Origin of the sequence: Marinobacter sp. 1-4A, from assembly GCF_016597725.1 — a bacterium.
GTDB lineage: Bacteria > Pseudomonadota > Gammaproteobacteria > Pseudomonadales > Oleiphilaceae > Marinobacter.
Map to the genome: position 1 here is coordinate 136,715 of NZ_VCGY01000007.1, position 18,107 is coordinate 154,821.

Sequence of the window (18,107 nt, forward strand, 5' to 3'; positions counted from 1 at the left end):
GGCTCGATCTTCATGGCGTTTGTTCAACAGTCTTCACCCCATGCCCGCAGTGCGCGCCCAACATCGAAGGTGATGCTTTGGGTCATACTTGCAGCCCTACCCGGCTTGCTTGCGCAAACTCTATTTTTTGGTTGGGGCAATATCATAAACGTTGTCTGGTGTATTGCCATTGCCTTGGCTTCAGAAGCCGCCATCCTCAAGCTACGCAACAAGCCAATTCTATTTGTTCTGAAGGACAACACTGCCGCTGTTACCGGTCTTTTGTTGGGTCTTTCCCTACCCCAGTTTGCGCCATGGTGGGTATCTGGAGTGGCAGTTATTTCAGCCATTGTGATCGCTAAACAACTTTATGGCGGGCTCGGCTCAAATCCATTCAATCCTGCGATGGTCGGCTATGCGCTGGTGCTTATTTCGTTCCCGGTTGCCATGACCACCAACTGGGCGGAGCCTGCACTACTCTGGGATAAGGCACCCAGTTTTTCAGACACGCTTTCGGTAATCGCCTCGGCAAAACAAACAGCGATTGATGGCTGGACCATGGCCACACCGCTGGACGAATACAAACATAAGATTGCAACCCATACTGCAGATGAAGTTCTTGCCCACCCAACATTTGGGGAAGGCTTTGCCAAAGGCTGGGAGTGGGTCAACGCAGCTTTTCTAGTTGGCGGGCTTGTACTGATAAGCCTAAACATCATCACTTGGCATATTCCAGTCGCTTTTTTAAGTGCACTGGTTGTCATGAGTCTGGCATTTGGTAGCAATGAGGACCTATACGCGCCTCTGTCACTGCATCTGTTGGCAGGTGGCACTATGCTTGGGGCATTTTTCATCGCAACCGACCCAGTCTCCGCGGCGACCAGCCATCAGGGAAAATTGATTTATGGAGCAGGTATCGGCGTGCTTATCTATCTGATCCGAAGCTGGGGCAACTACCCCGATGCTGTGGCGTTTAGTGTTTTATTGATGAACTTTGCTGTGCCCTTTATCGATCATTACACGCCACCAAGAACCTATGGTCACCACAAGGCTCGTCGCGGGCTGCCCGGCGGAGGCAGGAACTGACCATGGCAACCATGACTCAATCCATTCGTCGCAGCGCTATCGGTCTTGGCATATTTGCAGTTATTACCGGCGGCACCATTGCGTTTACTCAGGCGCTCACCAACGAACGAATCAAGGAGCAGGCTGCTAGAGCAGAAGCCAAAGCGTTGTTTGAAATTATCCCTGAGAGCGATCACACCAACGATCTACTAAGAGACACTTTGATTCTCCCAGCCAGTGACCGGCTAGCAACTGATGAGCCGGTAACCGTTTGGGTTGCCCGTCAGGACGGCGATCCGGTTGGGATGATCATGCCTGCCACTGCACCGGACGGCTATTCAGGCACCATCAAACTACTTGTAGGGTTTGATCTCGAAGGCACTGTTCTAGGCGTGCGAGTGATTGAACACAAAGAAACCCCGGGGTTGGGGGACCGGATTGAAACCCGAAAATCCGATTGGGTTAAAGGATTCGAAGGGCGCTCATTGGGTAATCCGGCACCCCGGGAATGGAATGTTAAAAAGAACGGCGGCGTTTTCGACCAGTTCACCGGTGCTACCATTACCCCTAGAGCTGTGGTGAAAGCGGTACAAAAATCACTGATGTATTTCCGGCAGAACCAACAGGTTATTCGGGCCCAACTGAATAGGGCCCCGTCAGGGCAAGGCCCTGTGGTTACCCCCGGAGATCTGACCGATGAATCACTGAAAGTGGAGCAACCCTAACAATGGCAACCAAGACCTCCAGTGAAATCGTTCGCGACGGGCTCTGGGACAACAACCCTGCTCTGGTGCAGGTATTGGGACTTTGCCCTCTTCTTGCAGTCACCAGCACCGTGGTTAACGCGATTGGCCTTGGGCTGGCAACCCTGATGGTGCTCATGGGTTCAAACCTCGCTGTTTCGCTGATTCGGAATTTTGTTAGCGAGTCCGTGCGCCTGCCTGCATTCGTGATGATCATCGCCTCATTTGTAACCTGTGCAGAATTGCTGATGCAGGCCTATACCTACGAGCTGTACCAGATTCTCGGCATATTTATCCCCCTCATTGTCACCAACTGTGCCATTCTTGGCCGTGCCGATGCTTTTGCCTCCCGCAATGCCCCAGGCCCGGCACTGCTTGACGGCGCCATGATGGGCGCCGGTTTTCTTGTAGTACTTATTATTCTGGGTGGCATGCGCGAACTGATCGGTCAGGGCACGCTGTTTGTTGATATGCACCTGCTGCTCGGCCCCATAGCTGCAGATTGGGTCATAACGCCATTTGCCAACTATCCAGATATGCTGTTCATGGTATTGCCGCCAGGCGCTTTTGTGGGCCTCGGCTTGCTAATAGCCCTGAAAAACGGCATTGACCGCCACCTAAAAGAGCGCCAGAAAGCGGCTCAGCCCGCAGCAACGCCCGGTAGCAAACGTGTACGTGTTACCGGAAATGTTTCCTGATTTGCGGCCGGAGTGGTAACGAAACCCCATGAATAAAGCCAAACGTATTGAAATTTTTTCCAGATTGCGGGATGCCAACCCGCATCCGACAACAGAACTGAATTACAGCACCCCGTTTGAACTGCTTATTGCCGTTATTTTGTCTGCCCAAGCAACCGATGTTGGTGTTAACAAAGCGACAGACAAGCTTTACCCGGTAGCCAATACCCCGGAAGCCATACTGGCACTAGGCGTAGATGGGCTGAAGAGCTACATAAAGACCATCGGGCTGTTTAACAGCAAAGCCGAAAACGTGATCAAAACCTGCCGTATACTGATCGAAAAGCACGACAGCGTTGTGCCTGACAACCGTGAAGACCTTGAAACCTTGCCGGGTGTTGGTCGAAAAACCGCAAACGTGGTGCTGAACACCGCTTTTGGGCAACCCGCCATGGCAGTAGACACCCATATTTTCCGAGTATCCAACCGCACGGGTATCGCCCCGGGTAAAAACGTACTGGAGGTAGAAAAGCGCTTGATGCGGCTGGTACCCAGGGAATTTCTAATGGACGCCCATCATTGGCTGATACTGCATGGGCGTTACACCTGCGTGGCACGAAAGCCGAGATGCGGCGCCTGCATTATTGGAGACCTTTGCGAGTTCAAGGATAAGAACGATTACCTGTAAACGATCGATTTACCCATTAAAAAGCCGGCTTATGCCGGCTCTTTAATGAAGTACTGACGTCGCTCTACTACTGACCCAGCATCTCTTCTTTCAGGCTCTTCTGCGCAGGATCGTCAGAAAGCCAAATGCCAAACAAGGCTTTTTTGAAAGCAAGATCGCCCACCGTATCCTTGTGCTCTCCGTTTTTCAAAACCTTAACGCCTTCTTTCGGCATGTATACAAGATCAAACACATCGCCTTCTTTAATTTCTTCTTTGAAAACTGACATAAACTGGTCAATTTCCGCCTTTACGGAAGACATATCGCCATCTGTTGAGGCTTCAAAGCCTTCCATAGTTGCCTCGGTCATACGATCACTGGTGATCATGCCCGATGTAATATGCAGTGTGATCGCCTGTGGCTCGTCAGCTTCAACTACGGCGCTACCATCTTTCTGCATCTGAGACACATAAAGGCTACCAACATACAGATCCATAAAAAACTTGGAGCGTGTGCCAGCGCCATTCAGTCGAAGCTCGGTGCTGCCAGCAGTATAGGTATCCGGGACGTCGACACCGCCAACCGTTAGCGCCGAAGCAGGAGCTGAGAGTGTGGCTGCAAGCATCAGGGATGCAAAGCTCGTCAAAAACGCCTTCTTCATAGTCCTTTCCTTTTCAGTCATTATTATGAGAGTTCATTCGTCGCCGGGTACAGATCCTTAGCTCCCGACTTACCTATTCTAACAATGTCTTATTGGGACAAAGCGCTGCCTAGTTCTCATTTGCCGGGATACTTTTTCAGAGTTGTTTTCCGAACGCTCAAAACAAAAAGCGCCAGCCATGAAACATGGCCAGCGCTTTGAGTGAAGGAAAGGAAAAGCTATTTGAACAATAGATTACCAGTCAGGCCTTCTTTCTCCAGAATTTCGCGTAAGCGCCGCAGCGCTTCTACCTGAATTTGGCGAACGCGCTCACGAGTTAGGCCGATTTCCTGCCCAACTTCTTCCAAGGTACTGACCGGGTATCCCCGAAGCCCGAACCGTCGGGACAAAACTTCCTGCTGCTTTTCACTGAGTTGGTCTATCCACTTACCGATACAGGCGCTCATGTTGTTGTCCTGCAACACATCTGCAGGATCAGACGCGCCTTCATCCGCGACAGTGTCTAGCAGGGATTTCTCACCCCCAGCACCGATAGGCGTGTCCATGGAAGCAACACGCTCGTTCAAACCCAACATTCGCTTTACGTCGTTAACCGGCTTGTCCACCATCTTGGCGATTTCTTCCGCCGAAGGTTCATGGTCAAGCTTCTGCGTCAACTCACGAGCCGCCCGCAAATAAAGATTCAGTTCCTTAACAACATGAATAGGCAACCGAATGGTGCGGGTCTGATTCATAATGGCCCGCTCTATTGTCTGGCGAATCCACCATGTTGCATAGGTTGAGAAACGAAAGCCTCTCTCCGGATCAAACTTTTCAACCGCACGAATCAACCCAAGATTACCCTCCTCAATCAAATCCAAAAGGGTAAGACCACGGTTCACATAACGGCGTGCAATCTTTACCACGAGCCGCAGGTTACTCTCAATCATTCGCTTTCGGCCAGACTCCTCTCCTTTGCGCGCAAGGCGTGCAAAATAAACCTCTTCTTCCGGGGTTAGGAGTGGTGAAAAACCGATTTCATTAAGATAAAGCTGAGTGGCGTCCAGCTGCTTTGAACTTGAGCTGCTGTAATAACGCGTTCTGGCGGAAAGCTCTCCGTCGACTTCGGCAGCCTCTGGGGCAACTTTGTCGGTTTTTTCTTCTGCGAGCAACTGATCCTCGGGCTCATCAACATCTGCTACGCGATCGATAATGATATCTTCTTGTTCTGCTGACATATCTTTGCACCGCCTTTCAATAATCCTGGATTTTGCCCGATACTTTTTATTGTTGCGGACATTGGTTATTTCATTTTTTTCAGGACGTCTTCAATGGCTAGCTTAAACACCTTTGCCACCATTTTTTCTTATTTGTAATGCCTTGGTTGTACCTAGCGTGGCGGCAAGTAATGGGTTGGATCGACCGGATTTCCATTTTTCCGAATTTCAAAATGTAACATCGGCCTTTCTGCACCACTGCTGCCCAGCTCAGCTATAACCTGACCGGCTTTAACCCCCTCTCCTTCGCTTACCAAAATCTTCCGGTTGTGCGCGTAAGCGCTCAGATATCGCTCGTTATGATTCACAATAATCAAATTACCATAACCAAGCAAACCATTGCCCGCGTAGACCACACTACCGTCTGCGGCAGCTCTTACAGCATCCCCGGCTTTTCCGGCAATATCAACGCCTTTGTTGACTTTTCCGGATGCTGAATAACCTGCAATTACGGTGCCAGAGTGCGGCCAGCGCCATGGAATGTTGGCTACCGTTTGGGTTCTGGAAGCCAAGGGTGCAGAGGTATCAGACTTGCGGGTGACGGTAGGTTTTCGAGAATTTTGTGGTGTTGGAACAGGTGGTTTGGCCCGCGGCGCCTTTGCAGTAGTCGTCGCAGTTGGCCGGGGAGCCCGCGCCGTTGAACTTGCTTTATTGCTTGACTGCGCCTTTCCGCGCAGATCTAAACGCAGCACCTGACCGGGCCGAATAGTCCACGGCGGGCTGATCCCATTGGCGCTACCCAGTTCTTTGTAATCGCGGCCGTAGGTCCAAGCAATACCGTACAGAGTCTCGCCCTGACGCACCACGTGGCGCCCCCAGTAAACCGGCGGGTTGTATATATCATCCTGATGAATCGCTTGAGTGTTGCAGCCACTCATCGCACTGGAAAGAAGCAAAAACGCGAGCAGAAAAAACCAGAATTTGCCGTTTTTAGAAACCCACAAGGGACGCTGGGCACCAAAAAGGAACCGCGGAAAAGCCGACAACGCGGCTTGAGCTGGACCACGTAACAGTCTCACAGCAATACCACCGGCCCGATTATAATTAATCTGTACAGGCTCTGAATTTGATCAAAGAAGATCCTGAAGTTTCAAAAGTAACCCGCTAATTTATTGCACATTTTGATGCCAAATCCAAGTTACTCACTGGCCATCTCTGTTACCCGGTAAGGCTTTTGTTACGGGCGGGAACATAGATATGCCTGAAAAGGTAACACCGCTTTAGCGCGGATTAGTGCTTACCGGCAGCTCTGTTTACGAGTAGCGCTCACCTAGCCATTCAACAAGCAAAACAAGCGCAATACCCACGCCAGCCATAACAACCGCCATGAAAATCTTCGGATCCTGATTGGTGAGGTCCGCAAATGCCCAAGGGCTGACGCTGATCTCGCTTAAGGGTACCTGCGCCCCCGAACTGTTGGTTCGCCAACTTAAGGTTTCCTTCCATGGCCAGACTTTGTTCAAGGCACCAATCATAAAGCCGGTAAGCAGCGCCAGCACATGGTCATGAAACTTATGAAAAGCCCAAGTTATCAGCCTTGCAATCGACAATAGCCCCACCAAACAGCCTGCCATAAACAATAACAAATAAGCGATATCAAGGGATTTGATGGCTGCAAGAACCGGTGCATACATGCCAATAATAACCAGAATGAAGCTCCCCGAGATACCGGGCAAAATCATCGCGCATATCGCCACAGCGCCAGCTGCAAAAAACGTCATAGCTGATGGGTTAAGCTGTCCAACAGTCAAGGTTGTGATCCACCAAGCAACCACAACACCCACAATTAGAGGAGCGAACAGCGACGCTTGATAATGCCGAGTCTGGCGCCCGACATGCCAAACAGAGGCAAGAATCAACCCAAAGAAAAAGCTCCAGATCAAAATGGGATACTCGGCCAGCATGTAGGTGATTCCAGAGGCCAGAGTGACAATGCTGAGAAGAATACCTAGCAGGAGAGTGGCGAGAAAACCACCATCGCAGGACTGCCAAAACGCTCTTACATTACCCTTACATAAATCCCTGAACACTGCACGTGGAACCGCGTTCACAGCCTCCAGAAGCCGGAAGTAAATACCTGTAATGAACGCTATCGTGCCGCCGGATACGCCGGGGACAATATCCGCTGCCCCCATGGCCATTCCCCTCAAAAACACCGAGGCAGGATGCTGTTTGCGGGTGGCACTTTCAACTAAGCCTTCCTGTTGCGAACTAATCAACGGACAACCCCGCCAAGCAAAGGAACAAAACGGACGGGCTCCAGCTCTCGTCGATCAAACTTATCGCCGTTTCGTATCACTTCAACAAGCACCTGACGCTCTTCACCAACAGGTGCGACCAACACACCACCGTCAGCAAGCTGTTCCAAAAGTTCTGCAGGAACCTCCATAGGCGCCGCAGTCACAATAATGCCGTCAAACGGGCCTCTTTCTGGCCACCCCATGCCGCCATCAGCATGCTTGAGCATGACATTCCGGATGCTGAGCTGCCGCAAGCGATCCCGGGCACGATCCTGCAGTGGTTTGATCCGCTCTACACTATAAATTTGATCAAAAAGCTGGGATAGCACAGCTGTTTGATAGCCAGACCCGGTGCCCAACTCCAATACTCTGGCTGGCTGGTGTCGAAGAAGCAGCTCAGTCATGCGCGCCACAATATAGGGCTGCGATAACGTCTGCCCATAGCCGATCGGCAGTGCCGTGTCCTCATAAGCCCGGTGCGACAATGCCTCATCAAGAAAAATATGACGTGGCACCTCCCCCATGACCTCCAGTACCCGATCTGATCTGATACCTGATTCTTTGAGACGCTGTACCAAACGCATACGCGTGCGCCGAGACGTCATACCTATGCCTTGAAGCTCTCCACTCACGCACCATCCCCCATGGAGGCCTGAAGGGCGTCTACCCAAGAACGTAGAGGCACTAAGGCTTCATGGCGGGTCATATCGATGTGTACTGGCGTAAGCGACACATAGCCTTGTGCAACCGCATGAAAGTCGGTTCCGGGGCCAGCATCACCGCCTTTGCCTGCCGCCCCAATCCAGTAGCGCTCCTTGCCTCTCGGGCAAGTCATTGGAACCGCACCTTCAGCACGCTCACGATCCCCCAATCGCGTAACCCGAAAGCCCGCAAGTTCTTCCCAAGGCACATCGGGCACATTCACATTGAGAATAGAGCGCGGCCCCAACACAAGCGGGCGCTCGCCTTCGAGAAGCATGCGCACAACTCTGGCAGCCGTATCATAATGATTACGACCCTCGCTCACCAAAGAGACGGCAATAGCTGGCAACCCAAGGTGGCGGCCCTCCGTGGCTGCAGCAACGGTGCCGGAATAGATAATATCGTCACCCAAATTAGCGTGGGTGTTGATACCGGAAACCACACGATCAAAAGGCTTTGAAAACAAGCCATTAACTGCAAGATGAACACAGTCTGTAGGGGTACCGTCGATGGAACGGAAACCATTGGGGTGCTGTTCAACCGTTAAAGGCCGATTAAGCGTTAACGCATTGCTCGCTCCACTGTGATCCCTATCCGGTGCGACTACTTCAAGATCACCCAGACCTTTCAGACCTTCATATAAGGCGATCAGCCCCGGTGAGTGAACACCATCATCGTTTGACAACAGAATACGCACAGCGCTCTCCAATAAATCGCTAACCAAACCTTGCGGTCCATTACTTTCTTGAGGAACGCAGTCTAGCCGTGTTGTTTGTTATGTTGGCCGAGGCTCATGTCCTCAAGCTCAAAAATATCGCTCAAAACCGTGGTCGCGTATTGCCCCGGTTCCAGAAAAAACTCCAGTTCCAAACCACCGTCGTCCAGCCACAGCCAGTTGAACTTCTGCGGCATGGACACCAAAGCCCGGCGCTCTGGCTTCATTCGGGTCGCTAGAAACAACGAGGCCAGCTCGGGTGTCTGGGCTACAACTTCACGCTCTCGTTGCTCAGCCTCACCAGCAGCATCAGTGCCGCCATCACCCCATAACGGGCCAGTTGCACTGTCTAGTGGCTCTCCCGGCAGTGGGCTGCGCCAACTGTCCTCAGCGACCCGAGAGGCAAGCACTTCGTTAAATAACCAAGAGCGAGCAGCCGAAAAGTACAATACGTTTTTCCGCCCGTCTCTGCCACCGCCAGCCCTACTTGGCCCTCGCCCTCTACGCTTACCTTGCCCGCTACGGCGGTTCAATGTGGAAGGATCAATATGAACTGCCCGATCCAGATTGCCACCGGCAAAGCCGAAACGCTGAGGGCCAAAATAGTTGGGAGCACCCTGCGCCTTCAGACGATCAAGCGCGCTTTCAATCACCTCTCGCTCAGCTCCTACCTGCCGCAGCCTAATCACAAAGTGATTACCTTGATGATCACCACGGCGCAACTTGCGCGGGCTACGGTAGGCAGACCTTACGGGCCAGCGCTCTGAAACGCGCTCAATCAGGGCAGCATCCTCGTCCATCATACCGGGACGGTAAAGACTGAACCATTGTCTGGTAACCGCGTGTCTATCCTTAAGCCCACAGAACCCCACATCAAAAGACCGACAGCTAGCCAAATTTGCGAGCTCTCCGGCCACAAACTCCGTGTTATCGCCGGTTTTTTCGATATACAAACACAGGTGCTCCCCCTCTCCAGCAACACCACAAGGTCCGGACGGCTTCGCTTGCCCCGCGAATTCCTCCAACACCTCGCTTACCTGAAAGTCTTCCGGTACAGTTTTCAACTGGGCACTGGCTACGCGCTTACCCCCGGATACTGGCCAGTCCAGCCGCCAGCTTCCCACGCCAGTATTTGCACCGCTCAAGAGGCCACCGGCTCAAGCAAACAAACGGCCTGGCAAGCAATGCCCTCACCTCGGCCGGTAAAACCAAGCCGCTCACTGGTGGTCGCTTTAACGCTTACACGGCTGGCGGGAATGCCCAGATCCTCCGCAATATTTAACCGCATAGCCTCAACGTGTGGAGCCATCTTGGGCGCTTGCGCGATAATCGTTGTATCAACATTGAGCACAGCAAAACCTTCCTCGGTTACTCGGGCCATCACCCGACGCAACAAATCCCGGCTATCAGCTCCTGCCCATTCATTACTTGTGTCCGGGAACAAATGACCAATGTCTCCCAGAGCAACCGCACCCAACAGAGCATCTGCCAAAGCATGCAACAACACATCGCCATCAGAATGGGCTTTCAGGCCCTGCTTGTAAGGAATGGAAACACCACCAAGAATAACGGCATCGCCTTCGCCGAAGGCATGAACATCAAAGCCCTGACCAATTCTCATAAACAACTCCGGGAAAACCAGAAAATTCAGAACCGACTAAGAATAAAGCCGGCAAGATCCAGATCAGCAGGTACAGTAATCTTGATATTATCCGGCCGACCTTCCACAAGAACCGGCATATTACCGGAAAACTCCATCGCGGAGGACTCATCCGTAACTGGTTGCTTCTCTTGCAGAGCGGTCTCCAGTGCAGAAAACAACATAGAATAACGGAACATCTGCGGCGTAAGCGCCCGCCACAACTGGCTACGATCCACCGTTTCAGCAACTTCAGGTAAACCACCTGAATCCGCCCTTTTAAGCGTATCCGCAACAGGAGCCGCCAACAGGCCACCCACCGGATGATCCATCAGTGTTGAAACGAGATTTGCAAGATCAGCAGAATGAACACAAGGGCGAGCCGCGTCATGAACCAGCACCCAATCATCTGGCGCCACCTGCTCCTTGAGTGCGTGCAACGCTGAAAGAACAGAATCCGCCCGCTCCACGCCACCGCTACAGGTTTGAATACGATTATCATTACTCGCATCTGATTCTGGCCACCAATGATCTGAGGCATTCAACGGAACCATGCAGCCGGTAAAACGACCGGTATCCAACAATCGCGACAGTGTGATATCCAGAATAAAGCGATTATTGATACGGAGATATTGCTTAGGGCATCCGGCCCGCATCCGCTGACCAATGCCTGCGGCGGGGACAATCAACCAAAGTTTAGAGTCACTCATGAGAGTTACGCACGTTGCTGAGAGAGTGGCAGGGACGTTCTTTCCAAGACTGTCGGTGGCCAAGGATGGCCACCGTCAAGCGCACAGGGAAGTGTTCATAGCGTGTCTTGGAAAGAACGTCCCTGCCGCTCTGTGCTCAAATTAAAAAGTCACTGCTCAACGACAAGAAAGAAAGTCTCATCATTGCGAATCAACCCAAGGTTCATCCGGGCTCGCTCTTCCACCGCACCTTGCTCATTACGAAGGTTACGCACCTCCGCATACAAACGCGCATTGCGTGTGGACAGCTCAGCATTCTCTTCCCGCTGCTCCGCAATCGACTGCTCCAACGTCCAGACCTGCGCAAAGCTGCCCTCCCCAACCCACAGGCGCACCTGCAGAAGGAGAATGAGAACAACCATGAAAGCCCAGAGCAACTTCATTAATACCGATTCCGTTCAGGAGTTAAAACGATCAAAAATCATACACCGGATGCTAAGTATAGACCTTAGAGTAGATTCGCAACAAATTCTTCTAACTAATTGGACAAAAAGGCCGTCGTGATTGAATTTTCATTCAAAGCACGACGGCCTTAACATTCTGTTACCTAAAATCTAAAGGATTAAAGGCCAAAACGGAAGCTGTTATTCTCAGCCCTGCCCCTTGATTTCACTTAGACCACGATAAGGAGCCTTGCCCTCAAGTGCCTCTTCAATACGCAGCAACTGATTGTACTTAGCAACCCGATCCGAACGACACAAAGAACCCGTTTTGATCTGACCGGCACAGGTAGCAACCGCAAGATCCGCAATCGTCGTATCTTCGGTTTCACCGGAGCGGTGAGAAATAACTGCCGTAAACCCGGCATCCTGTGCCATCTTAATGGCATCCAGAGTTTCACTCAGACTGCCAATCTGATTGAATTTGATCAGAATGGAATTGCCCACACCTGTATCGATACCACGCTTGAGGATCTTGGTGTTGGTAACAAACAAATCATCGCCCACCAACTGTACTTTGTCGCCAATCTTGTCGGTTAGCACCTTCCAGCCATCCCAATCACTCTCGTCCATACCATCTTCAATAGACACGATCGGGTAACGCTCGGCCAAGCCAGCGAGGTAATCGGCAAAGCCGGCAGAATCGAAGCTCTTACCTTCTCCGGCCAGAACATACTGACCATCCTTGTAAAACTCGGAAGCCGCGCAGTCCAAAGCCAGAGTAATATCTGTACCCAGCTTGTAACCAGCTTTCTCAACCGCCTCTTTGATAACAGCCAGAGCTGCTTCGTTGGACGGCAGGTTAGGTGCAAAGCCTCCTTCATCGCCTACTGCCGTGTTCAGGCCCTGTGCCTGCAATACTTTTTTCAGGCTGTGGAAAATCTCGGCACCGATGCGCAGAGCTTCTGCAAAGTTCTTGGCAGCAACCGGTTGCACCATGAACTCCTGGATATCAACGTTGTTATCCGCGTGCTCACCACCGTTAAGAATGTTCATCATTGGCACCGGCATGCTGAACTTGCCGGAGGTGCCGTTGATGTCAGCAATGTGCTCATAAAGTGGCTTGCCCAAAGACGTCGCGGCTGCTTTAGCCGCTGCCAGAGACACTGCCAGAATAGCGTTAGCGCCCAGGTTGGCTTTATTTTCCGTGCCATCCAATTCCAACATGATGTTGTCAAGACCACGCTGATCTGCAGCATCTTTGCCTTTCAGAGCGTCGTTGATTTTGCTGTTAATAGCCGCAACTGCCTTCAGTACGCCCTTACCCAGATAACGTGACGCATCTCCATCGCGCAGCTCCAGCGCTTCGCGAGAACCGGTGGAAGCGCCCGAGGGAGCGCAAGCGCGGCCAAGCGTACCGTCTTCCAGAATTACGTCTGCTTCGACAGTAGGGTTACCACGGGAGTCCATAACCTCACGGGCTTTAATGTTCGCAATCTTGGTCATTCTCGGAAGTCTCCAGATTTACAATTTCAAGGTCATTTATAAAGGTTTGATCAAGAGCGAGCTGGTAGGGCCTTACGAAACTGTGCGAAGCCATGGATGGCGTAGCCAAGCGTACATGGACGTATTCACAGCGTGTTTCGTAAGGCCCTACCAGCTTGCTCGTGCCACCAGGGCTAAAACACGAACACCGCCATTCAGGCGGTGTCGATAGGTTTAAAACTCTTCACTAGATCATCAACAGCCTTAACTCGCTGCAGGAACGGCTCAAGCTGGCTCAGGCGCAGCGCACATGGGCCATCACACAGGGCTTCATCAGGGTTAGGGTGAGCCTCAAGAAACAACCCAGCCAAGCCCTGAGACATGCCAGCCAACGCCAGATCTGTAACCTGAGCACGGCGACCACCTGCAGAATCTGCGCGGCCGCCCGGCATCTGTAGCGAGTGGGTTACATCAAACATAACCGGCACATTCATGGCCTTCATGATGCCAAAGCCAAGCATATCGACCACAAGGTTGTTATAACCGAAGCTGCTGCCCCGCTCACAAAGAATAACCCGGTCGTTTCCCGCCTCGGCGCACTTGGTGATGATGTGCTTCATCTCCTGCGGCGCAAGAAACTGGGCCTTTTTGATGTTGATTGCCGCACCGGTTTTCGCCATGGCCACAACCAGATCGGTCTGGCGGCTCAAAAAAGCGGGCAGCTGGATGATGTCGCACACTTCTGCGGCAGGCGTCGCCTGTTCCGGCTCGTGGACATCAGAAATAATCGGGACGCCGTACTTGCTCTTGATGTCAGCCAGTATCTGCAAGCCTTTATCCAGACCCGGTCCCCGGAAGGAATGAACCGAAGAGCGGTTCGCTTTATCAAATGAAGCTTTGAAAACGTAAGGGATACCCAGCTTGCGGCAAACCTCTACATAGCTTTCAGCAACCTCAAAAGCCAGATCACGAGATTCCAACACGTTCATACCACCAAACAGCACGAACGGCTTGTGGTTGGCGATGTCGATGTCAGCAACAGTAACGGTGCTCTGGGCCATGATCAGGAGTCCTTACGATTCGCCAGCGCTGCTTCCACAAAGCCCTTGAAAAGCGGATGGCCATCCCGGGGCGTTGATGTAAATTCCGGATGGAACTGGCAAGCGACAAACCAGGGATGATCGGCAACTTCCACAACTTCCACTAATTTTCCATCTGTGGAACGCCCGGAAATCAGCAGGCCAGCAGCTTCCAACTGAGGTAAGAAGTGGTTATTTACTTCATAACGATGGCGATGGCGCTCACGAATGGTCTTTCTACCGTAGCAATTAGCAATATTCGAGCCTTCGGTCAGCACACAGTCCTGAGCGCCTAAACGCATGGTGCCACCAAGGTCTGAATCGTCCGAGCGCTCTTCGCGCTCACCCGTCGCATCCAGCCACTCGGTAATCAAACCAATCACAGGCTCGGGAGTATGCTCACGAAATTCTGTGCTGTGCGCATCAACCAGTCCAGCTTTGTTGCGGGCGTATTCAATCACCGCCACCTGCATGCCCAGACAGATACCCAAATAGGGCACTTTATTCTCACGTGCATACTGAACCGTGGTGATTTTACCTTCTACGCCACGCTCGCCAAATCCACCTGGAACCAGAATTGCATCTGCGCTCTCAAGTACCTGAGTGCCATCGCGCTCGATGTCCTCTGAGTCGATATATTTAATGTTCACTTTGGTGCGGGTTTTAATCCCTGCATGAAGCAAAGATTCAATCAGCGACTTATAGGCTTCAAGCAGTTCCATGTACTTGCCTACCATGGCAATGGTCACTTCCTGCTCTGGATTCATCAGCGATTCGACAACATTGTCCCATTCACTCAAGTCTGCTTCGCGGGCATCAAGATTAAAGCGCTCGATTACCAACTGATCCAGACCATGCTCGTGCAGCATGCGCGGGATAGCGTAGATAGATTTGGCGTCTCGCATAGGAATAACGGCACGCTCTTCTACGTTGGTAAATAGTGCAATTTTTCGGCGTGAGCTCGCGTCTACTTCATGCTCTGAGCGGCATAGCAGAATATCCGGCTGCAAACCGATAGAGCGCATTTCTTTTACGGAGTGCTGGGTTGGTTTGGTTTTGATTTCACCAGCCGTGGCAATATAGGGAACCAGAGTAAGGTGCATGAACAAGGCGCGAGACGAGCCTACTTCAACTTTCAACTGGCGGCAGGCTTCGAGGAATGGCAGAGATTCAATATCGCCCACGGTTCCGCCCACTTCTACTAAAGCTACGTCTGCTCCAGCGGCACCTTCAACAACGCGGCGTTTAATCTCGTCTGTGATATGGGGAATAACCTGCACGGTTCCACCGAGATAATCACCGCGACGCTCTTTGCGGATAACTTCCTCGTAAACACGGCCAGCCGTAAAATTATTGCGACGGCTCATCGGTGTACGAATGAAACGCTCATAATGACCAAGGTCGAGGTCGGTTTCAGCGCCGTCTTCGGTGACATACACCTCACCGTGCTGAAACGGGCTCATGGTGCCTGGATCCACGTTAATGTAAGGGTCCAGCTTGAGGATAGTGACCTTCAGGCCGCGTGCCTCAAGGATCGCAGCCAGAGAGGCTGATGCGATTCCTTTCCCCAGTGAAGACACAACACCGCCGGTGACGAAAATATAACGCGTCATGCAGATTCCATGATTATCAGGTTCTGTGAAGGAGGGAGATTGTCATCTCAAGATGGGACGCCAGACTACCAGAAAGCCCCTAGCGACTCAATCACAATCCCGCTCGACAATCAGCCGCAAGCCTGCGGCAGGGGCGCTTCCGCAGTATTGCTCAGAACACCATAAATCGCCAATCGCAATGAGTTCCTCTTGCCCCGTCGCACCCGCGAAAATCAAGGGCAGACGCCCCCTTTCCCAAGGGGGAACGGCTTGCTCCTGAAACCACTTTTTAAGTGATTTAGAGCGGTCATCTACGCGAAAACGAACGCGCTCCCCCCCTTGCCTCGTACATATCCGTATAGGCGGCAAATCCGTTTTCGCTGTAGACACCCGATTCAACCGAATCGCCCACTCTGCCCATTGCACCGTTTGGTCAGGCCGAAGCTTTAAAGGCGCCTTAGGCAATGACTGAGCTTCGGGAACCAAGCACAGCTCGCCCTGAAAACGTCGAAGGCTATAACGGTTCGCTCTCAGCTCCGGCAAACGGTCTTCTGCTGCCAGCAATAGATCCTGCAGTACCTGCGACCAGTTGTTAACCGAGGGAGGGTGATATCCAGCCCGACGGATCCACCAGCGGAGAAGATTTGTCTGCTCCGCAAGCGAAAGTGTCATCAGCCCGGCAACTGGCAGGCGCCGCCCTTCTCCTCCGATCGCCTGCCACTGCAACTCCGCCAGCCGTTGGTTTAGAAAGTCGCTCTCGGAGCAGGCTTCAGCGCTGTGTCGCAAGCGTTGACTCAAGCCGGGCCAGCGTTTTTTAAGGGCCGGTAGAATGCTTAAACGTAAAAAGTTGCGGTCGAACTTTGTATCGGTGTTGCTGGGGTCATCAACCCATGAAAGCCCAGCATTTTGCGCATGACTCTCAAGCTCTGATCGCTCAATACCCAACAACGGCCGAGCCAAACGCCCCTTACCCAACGGGCGACTCTCAGGCATGCCAGCAAGGCCCGCCACACCGCTGCCACGAAACATTCTAAACAGCACTGTTTCAGCCTGATCATCTCCATGATGGGCCATCAACACCACATCACCGGAATCAAGGAGTGCTTCAAACACGCTATAACGAGCTTTGCGTGCAGCTTCCTCAAGCCCTTCACCCGGGCCTGTACCCAGCTCAACCGACACCGGCCGAATGGTGAGAGGTATATTAAGTTCAGCGCACAGATTTTCGCAGAACGTTTCCGTTTCGCCCGCATTGGCCTGAAGCTGATGATTGATATGCACTGCCCGCACTCCGGAATGGCAGCGCGCAGCAAGGTGCAGAAGAAGGGTAGAGTCAAGGCCGCCACTGAGGGCGACCCAAAGCTGCCGGTAACCGGAAATGGCTTTCACCGGCGAGAGCAGGGACTCCGGAAACGAATACCCGTGGACGGGCTCAGCGCCCTGTATCATAGCGGGTTAACCGCTCATACCGCCGGGAGACCAGCTCGTCCAGAGGCAGGCGACATAGTTCTGCCAGCCCGCCTACAAGCGTTTCGCGCAAGGATTCAGCCATTTGTTCCGGATTACGGTGGGCGCCACCCAAGGGCTCGGTGATAACGTTATCCGCAAGCCCGAGATCCTTCAGCCTATCTGCCGTTACACCCATGGCTTCAGCCGCCAAAGAAGCATACTCAGCACTTTTCCATAGGATGGAGGCACAACCTTCCGGCGATATCACCGCATAGGTGGAATACTGCAGCATATTCAACTGATCACACACACCAATGGCCAGAGCTCCGCCTGAACCACCCTCACCGATCACCGTTGAAATAACCGGCGTTTTTAGGCGCGACATAACTGCCAAGTTAAAGGCAATGGCTTCACTCTGGCCTCGCTCTTCCGCACCGATGCCCGGATAGGCACCCGGCGTGTCTATAAACGTAAGGATGGGCATTCTAAAGCGCTCTGCCATTTCCATCAGACGCAGGGCTTTGCGGTAACCCTCAGGGCGCGGCATGCCGAAGTTGCGCTTCACTTTGTCCCGCACTTCGCGGCCTTTTTGATGGCCGATCACCATCACAGGCGTGTCGTTTAAGCGCGCTGTGCCGCCCACAATGGCCTGATCGTCCGCATAACGACGGTCGCCGTGAAGTTCATCGAAATCTTCGAAGATCATCTCGATGTAATCAAGGGTATAGGGCCGACGCGGATGCCGAGCTAAGCGAGCCACATCCCAAGGATGTAGATCAGAGAATATGTTCTCGGTCAGGCTGACACTTTTCTTTTTCAGCCGTGTGATTTCATCAGAAATGTTGATGTCAGTGTCATTACCAACCATTCGAAGCTCTTCTATTTTCGCTTCAAGGTCGGCAATCGGCTGTTCAAAATCCAAATAATTAGGGTTCATGATGTTCCATCATTTTATCGCCAGGCGGGCCAGCGCTCCGCCAATAAAGAATTTGGGACAAAGATAGCAGCGCCAGAGTCACGGCTAAAGCG

19 protein-coding genes are annotated in these 18,107 nt (G+C 52.3%); 4 read left to right on the forward strand and 15 right to left on the reverse strand.

Translation table 11 applies throughout. The annotated features are described in order from the left end of the window. The first annotated feature begins 12 nt into the window (after window positions 1-12). Genes rsxD through nth form a run of 4 tightly spaced genes read left to right on the forward strand, consistent with a single transcriptional unit; the run spans window position 13 to window position 3,152 of the window. Entirely contained in the window at window positions 13-1,065 is a 1,053-nt protein-coding gene (gene rsxD / locus FE845_RS15035) for an electron transport complex subunit RsxD (protein WP_200366321.1), read from the forward strand. A gap of 2 nt (window positions 1,066-1,067) precedes the next feature. Continuing rightward, window positions 1,068-1,769, forward strand: a complete 702-nt coding sequence (rsxG, locus tag FE845_RS15040) for an electron transport complex subunit RsxG (RefSeq protein WP_200366324.1) — start codon at window positions 1,068-1,070, stop codon at window positions 1,767-1,769. Window positions 1,770-1,771: 2 nt separating this feature from the next. Then, entirely contained in the window at window positions 1,772-2,485 is a 714-nt protein-coding gene (locus tag FE845_RS15045; RefSeq protein WP_200366326.1) for an electron transport complex subunit E, read from the forward strand. Window positions 2,486-2,513: 28 nt separating this feature from the next. Beyond that, window positions 2,514-3,152: an endonuclease III gene (nth, locus tag FE845_RS15050; RefSeq protein WP_200366328.1), complete on the forward strand. Its 639-nt coding sequence runs from the start codon at window positions 2,514-2,516 to the stop codon at window positions 3,150-3,152. A gap of 67 nt (window positions 3,153-3,219) precedes the next feature. On the opposite strand, the gene FE845_RS15055 is transcribed toward nth, so the two are convergent. The 15 genes from FE845_RS15055 to accA all read right to left on the reverse strand — a co-directional run bounded on the left by FE845_RS15055 (window position 3,220) and on the right by accA (window position 18,015). Then, window positions 3,220-3,792: a chalcone isomerase family protein gene (locus FE845_RS15055; RefSeq protein WP_200366330.1), complete on the reverse strand. Its 573-nt coding sequence runs from the start codon at window positions 3,790-3,792 to the stop codon at window positions 3,220-3,222. Window positions 3,793-4,010: 218 nt separating this feature from the next. Then, complete coding sequence (gene rpoS, locus FE845_RS15060; protein ID WP_200366332.1) at window positions 4,011-5,009, reverse strand: RNA polymerase sigma factor RpoS; 999 nt, start codon at window positions 5,007-5,009, stop codon at window positions 4,011-4,013. 152 nt (window positions 5,010-5,161) lie between these two features. After that, window positions 5,162-5,926, reverse strand: a complete 765-nt coding sequence (locus tag FE845_RS15065) for a peptidoglycan DD-metalloendopeptidase family protein (protein WP_200366485.1) — start codon at window positions 5,924-5,926, stop codon at window positions 5,162-5,164. Window positions 5,927-6,301: 375 nt separating this feature from the next. Next, window positions 6,302-7,189 carry a DUF368 domain-containing protein gene (locus FE845_RS15070; protein WP_227714411.1) on the reverse strand — a complete coding sequence of 296 codons (888 nt, stop codon included), beginning with the start codon at window positions 7,187-7,189 and terminating at the stop codon, window positions 6,302-6,304. Between the two features lie 74 nt (window positions 7,190-7,263). Further along, on the reverse strand, window positions 7,264-7,893 hold the full coding sequence (locus tag FE845_RS15075; RefSeq protein WP_227714412.1) for a protein-L-isoaspartate(D-aspartate) O-methyltransferase: 630 nt from the start codon (window positions 7,891-7,893) through the stop codon (window positions 7,264-7,266). A gap of 23 nt (window positions 7,894-7,916) precedes the next feature. Further along, on the reverse strand, window positions 7,917-8,687 hold the full coding sequence (gene surE, locus FE845_RS15080) for a 5'/3'-nucleotidase SurE (protein ID WP_200366336.1): 771 nt from the start codon (window positions 8,685-8,687) through the stop codon (window positions 7,917-7,919). Window positions 8,688-8,749: 62 nt separating this feature from the next. Continuing rightward, window positions 8,750-9,850, reverse strand: a complete 1,101-nt coding sequence (gene truD / locus FE845_RS15085; RefSeq protein ID WP_227714402.1) for a tRNA pseudouridine(13) synthase TruD — start codon at window positions 9,848-9,850, stop codon at window positions 8,750-8,752. Next, window positions 9,847-10,326 (reverse strand): 2-C-methyl-D-erythritol 2,4-cyclodiphosphate synthase, encoded by a 480-nt coding sequence (ispF, locus tag FE845_RS15090; RefSeq protein ID WP_200366338.1) that lies wholly within the window; start codon window positions 10,324-10,326, stop codon window positions 9,847-9,849. The genes truD and ispF overlap by 4 nt, the downstream gene beginning before the upstream one ends. A 26-nt stretch (window positions 10,327-10,352) precedes the next feature. Then, window positions 10,353-11,054 carry a 2-C-methyl-D-erythritol 4-phosphate cytidylyltransferase gene (gene ispD / locus FE845_RS15095; RefSeq protein WP_200366340.1) on the reverse strand — a complete coding sequence of 234 codons (702 nt, stop codon included), beginning with the start codon at window positions 11,052-11,054 and terminating at the stop codon, window positions 10,353-10,355. A gap of 149 nt (window positions 11,055-11,203) precedes the next feature. Further along, window positions 11,204-11,476 (reverse strand): septum formation initiator family protein, encoded by a 273-nt coding sequence (locus tag FE845_RS15100; protein WP_200366342.1) that lies wholly within the window; start codon window positions 11,474-11,476, stop codon window positions 11,204-11,206. Between the two features lie 207 nt (window positions 11,477-11,683). Further along, window positions 11,684-12,979, reverse strand: coding sequence for a phosphopyruvate hydratase (gene eno, locus FE845_RS15105; protein WP_200366344.1), 1,296 nt, complete (start codon window positions 12,977-12,979; stop codon window positions 11,684-11,686). Between the two features lie 194 nt (window positions 12,980-13,173). After that, window positions 13,174-14,019, reverse strand: a complete 846-nt coding sequence (gene kdsA / locus FE845_RS15110) for a 3-deoxy-8-phosphooctulonate synthase (protein ID WP_200366346.1) — start codon at window positions 14,017-14,019, stop codon at window positions 13,174-13,176. A gap of 2 nt (window positions 14,020-14,021) precedes the next feature. Beyond that, window positions 14,022-15,650, reverse strand: a complete 1,629-nt coding sequence (locus FE845_RS15115) for a CTP synthase (protein ID WP_200366357.1) — start codon at window positions 15,648-15,650, stop codon at window positions 14,022-14,024. Window positions 15,651-15,737: 87 nt separating this feature from the next. Continuing rightward, on the reverse strand, window positions 15,738-17,078 hold the full coding sequence (gene tilS / locus FE845_RS15120) for a tRNA lysidine(34) synthetase TilS (RefSeq protein WP_200366366.1): 1,341 nt from the start codon (window positions 17,076-17,078) through the stop codon (window positions 15,738-15,740). After that, window positions 17,062-18,015, reverse strand: coding sequence for an acetyl-CoA carboxylase carboxyl transferase subunit alpha (accA, locus tag FE845_RS15125; RefSeq protein WP_200366379.1), 954 nt, complete (start codon window positions 18,013-18,015; stop codon window positions 17,062-17,064). Before accA ends, tilS begins: the two co-directional genes overlap by 17 nt. Window positions 18,016-18,107 lie beyond the last annotated feature (92 nt).

Bases quoted from the DNA above. Each gene is read 5' to 3' on its own strand.
- rsxD (WP_200366321.1), top strand. From the start codon at position 13: ATGGCGTTTGTTCAACAGTCTTCACCCCATGCCCGCAGTGCGCGCCCA.
- rsxG (WP_200366324.1), top strand. From the start codon at position 1,068: ATGGCAACCATGACTCAATCCATTCGTCGCAGCGCTATCGGTCTTGGC.
- FE845_RS15045 (WP_200366326.1), top strand. From the start codon at position 1,772: ATGGCAACCAAGACCTCCAGTGAAATCGTTCGCGACGGGCTCTGGGAC.
- nth (WP_200366328.1), top strand. From the start codon at position 2,514: ATGAATAAAGCCAAACGTATTGAAATTTTTTCCAGATTGCGGGATGCC.
- FE845_RS15055 (WP_200366330.1), bottom strand. From the start codon at position 3,792: ATGAAGAAGGCGTTTTTGACGAGCTTTGCATCCCTGATGCTTGCAGCC.
- rpoS (WP_200366332.1), bottom strand. From the start codon at position 5,009: ATGTCAGCAGAACAAGAAGATATCATTATCGATCGCGTAGCAGATGTT.
- FE845_RS15065 (WP_200366485.1), bottom strand. From the start codon at position 5,926: ATGAGTGGCTGCAACACTCAAGCGATTCATCAGGATGATATATACAAC.
- FE845_RS15070 (WP_227714411.1), bottom strand. From the start codon at position 7,189: ATGGCCATGGGGGCAGCGGATATTGTCCCCGGCGTATCCGGCGGCACG.
- FE845_RS15075 (WP_227714412.1), bottom strand. From the start codon at position 7,893: ATGACGTCTCGGCGCACGCGTATGCGTTTGGTACAGCGTCTCAAAGAA.
- ispF (WP_200366338.1), bottom strand. From the start codon at position 10,326: ATGAGAATTGGTCAGGGCTTTGATGTTCATGCCTTCGGCGAAGGCGAT.
- ispD (WP_200366340.1), bottom strand. From the start codon at position 11,054: ATGAGTGACTCTAAACTTTGGTTGATTGTCCCCGCCGCAGGCATTGGT.
- FE845_RS15100 (WP_200366342.1), bottom strand. From the start codon at position 11,476: ATGAAGTTGCTCTGGGCTTTCATGGTTGTTCTCATTCTCCTTCTGCAG.
- eno (WP_200366344.1), bottom strand. From the start codon at position 12,979: ATGACCAAGATTGCGAACATTAAAGCCCGTGAGGTTATGGACTCCCGT.
- kdsA (WP_200366346.1), bottom strand. From the start codon at position 14,019: ATGGCCCAGAGCACCGTTACTGTTGCTGACATCGACATCGCCAACCAC.
- FE845_RS15115 (WP_200366357.1), bottom strand. From the start codon at position 15,650: ATGACGCGTTATATTTTCGTCACCGGCGGTGTTGTGTCTTCACTGGGG.
- tilS (WP_200366366.1), bottom strand. From the start codon at position 17,078: ATGATACAGGGCGCTGAGCCCGTCCACGGGTATTCGTTTCCGGAGTCC.
- accA (WP_200366379.1), bottom strand. From the start codon at position 18,015: ATGAACCCTAATTATTTGGATTTTGAACAGCCGATTGCCGACCTTGAA.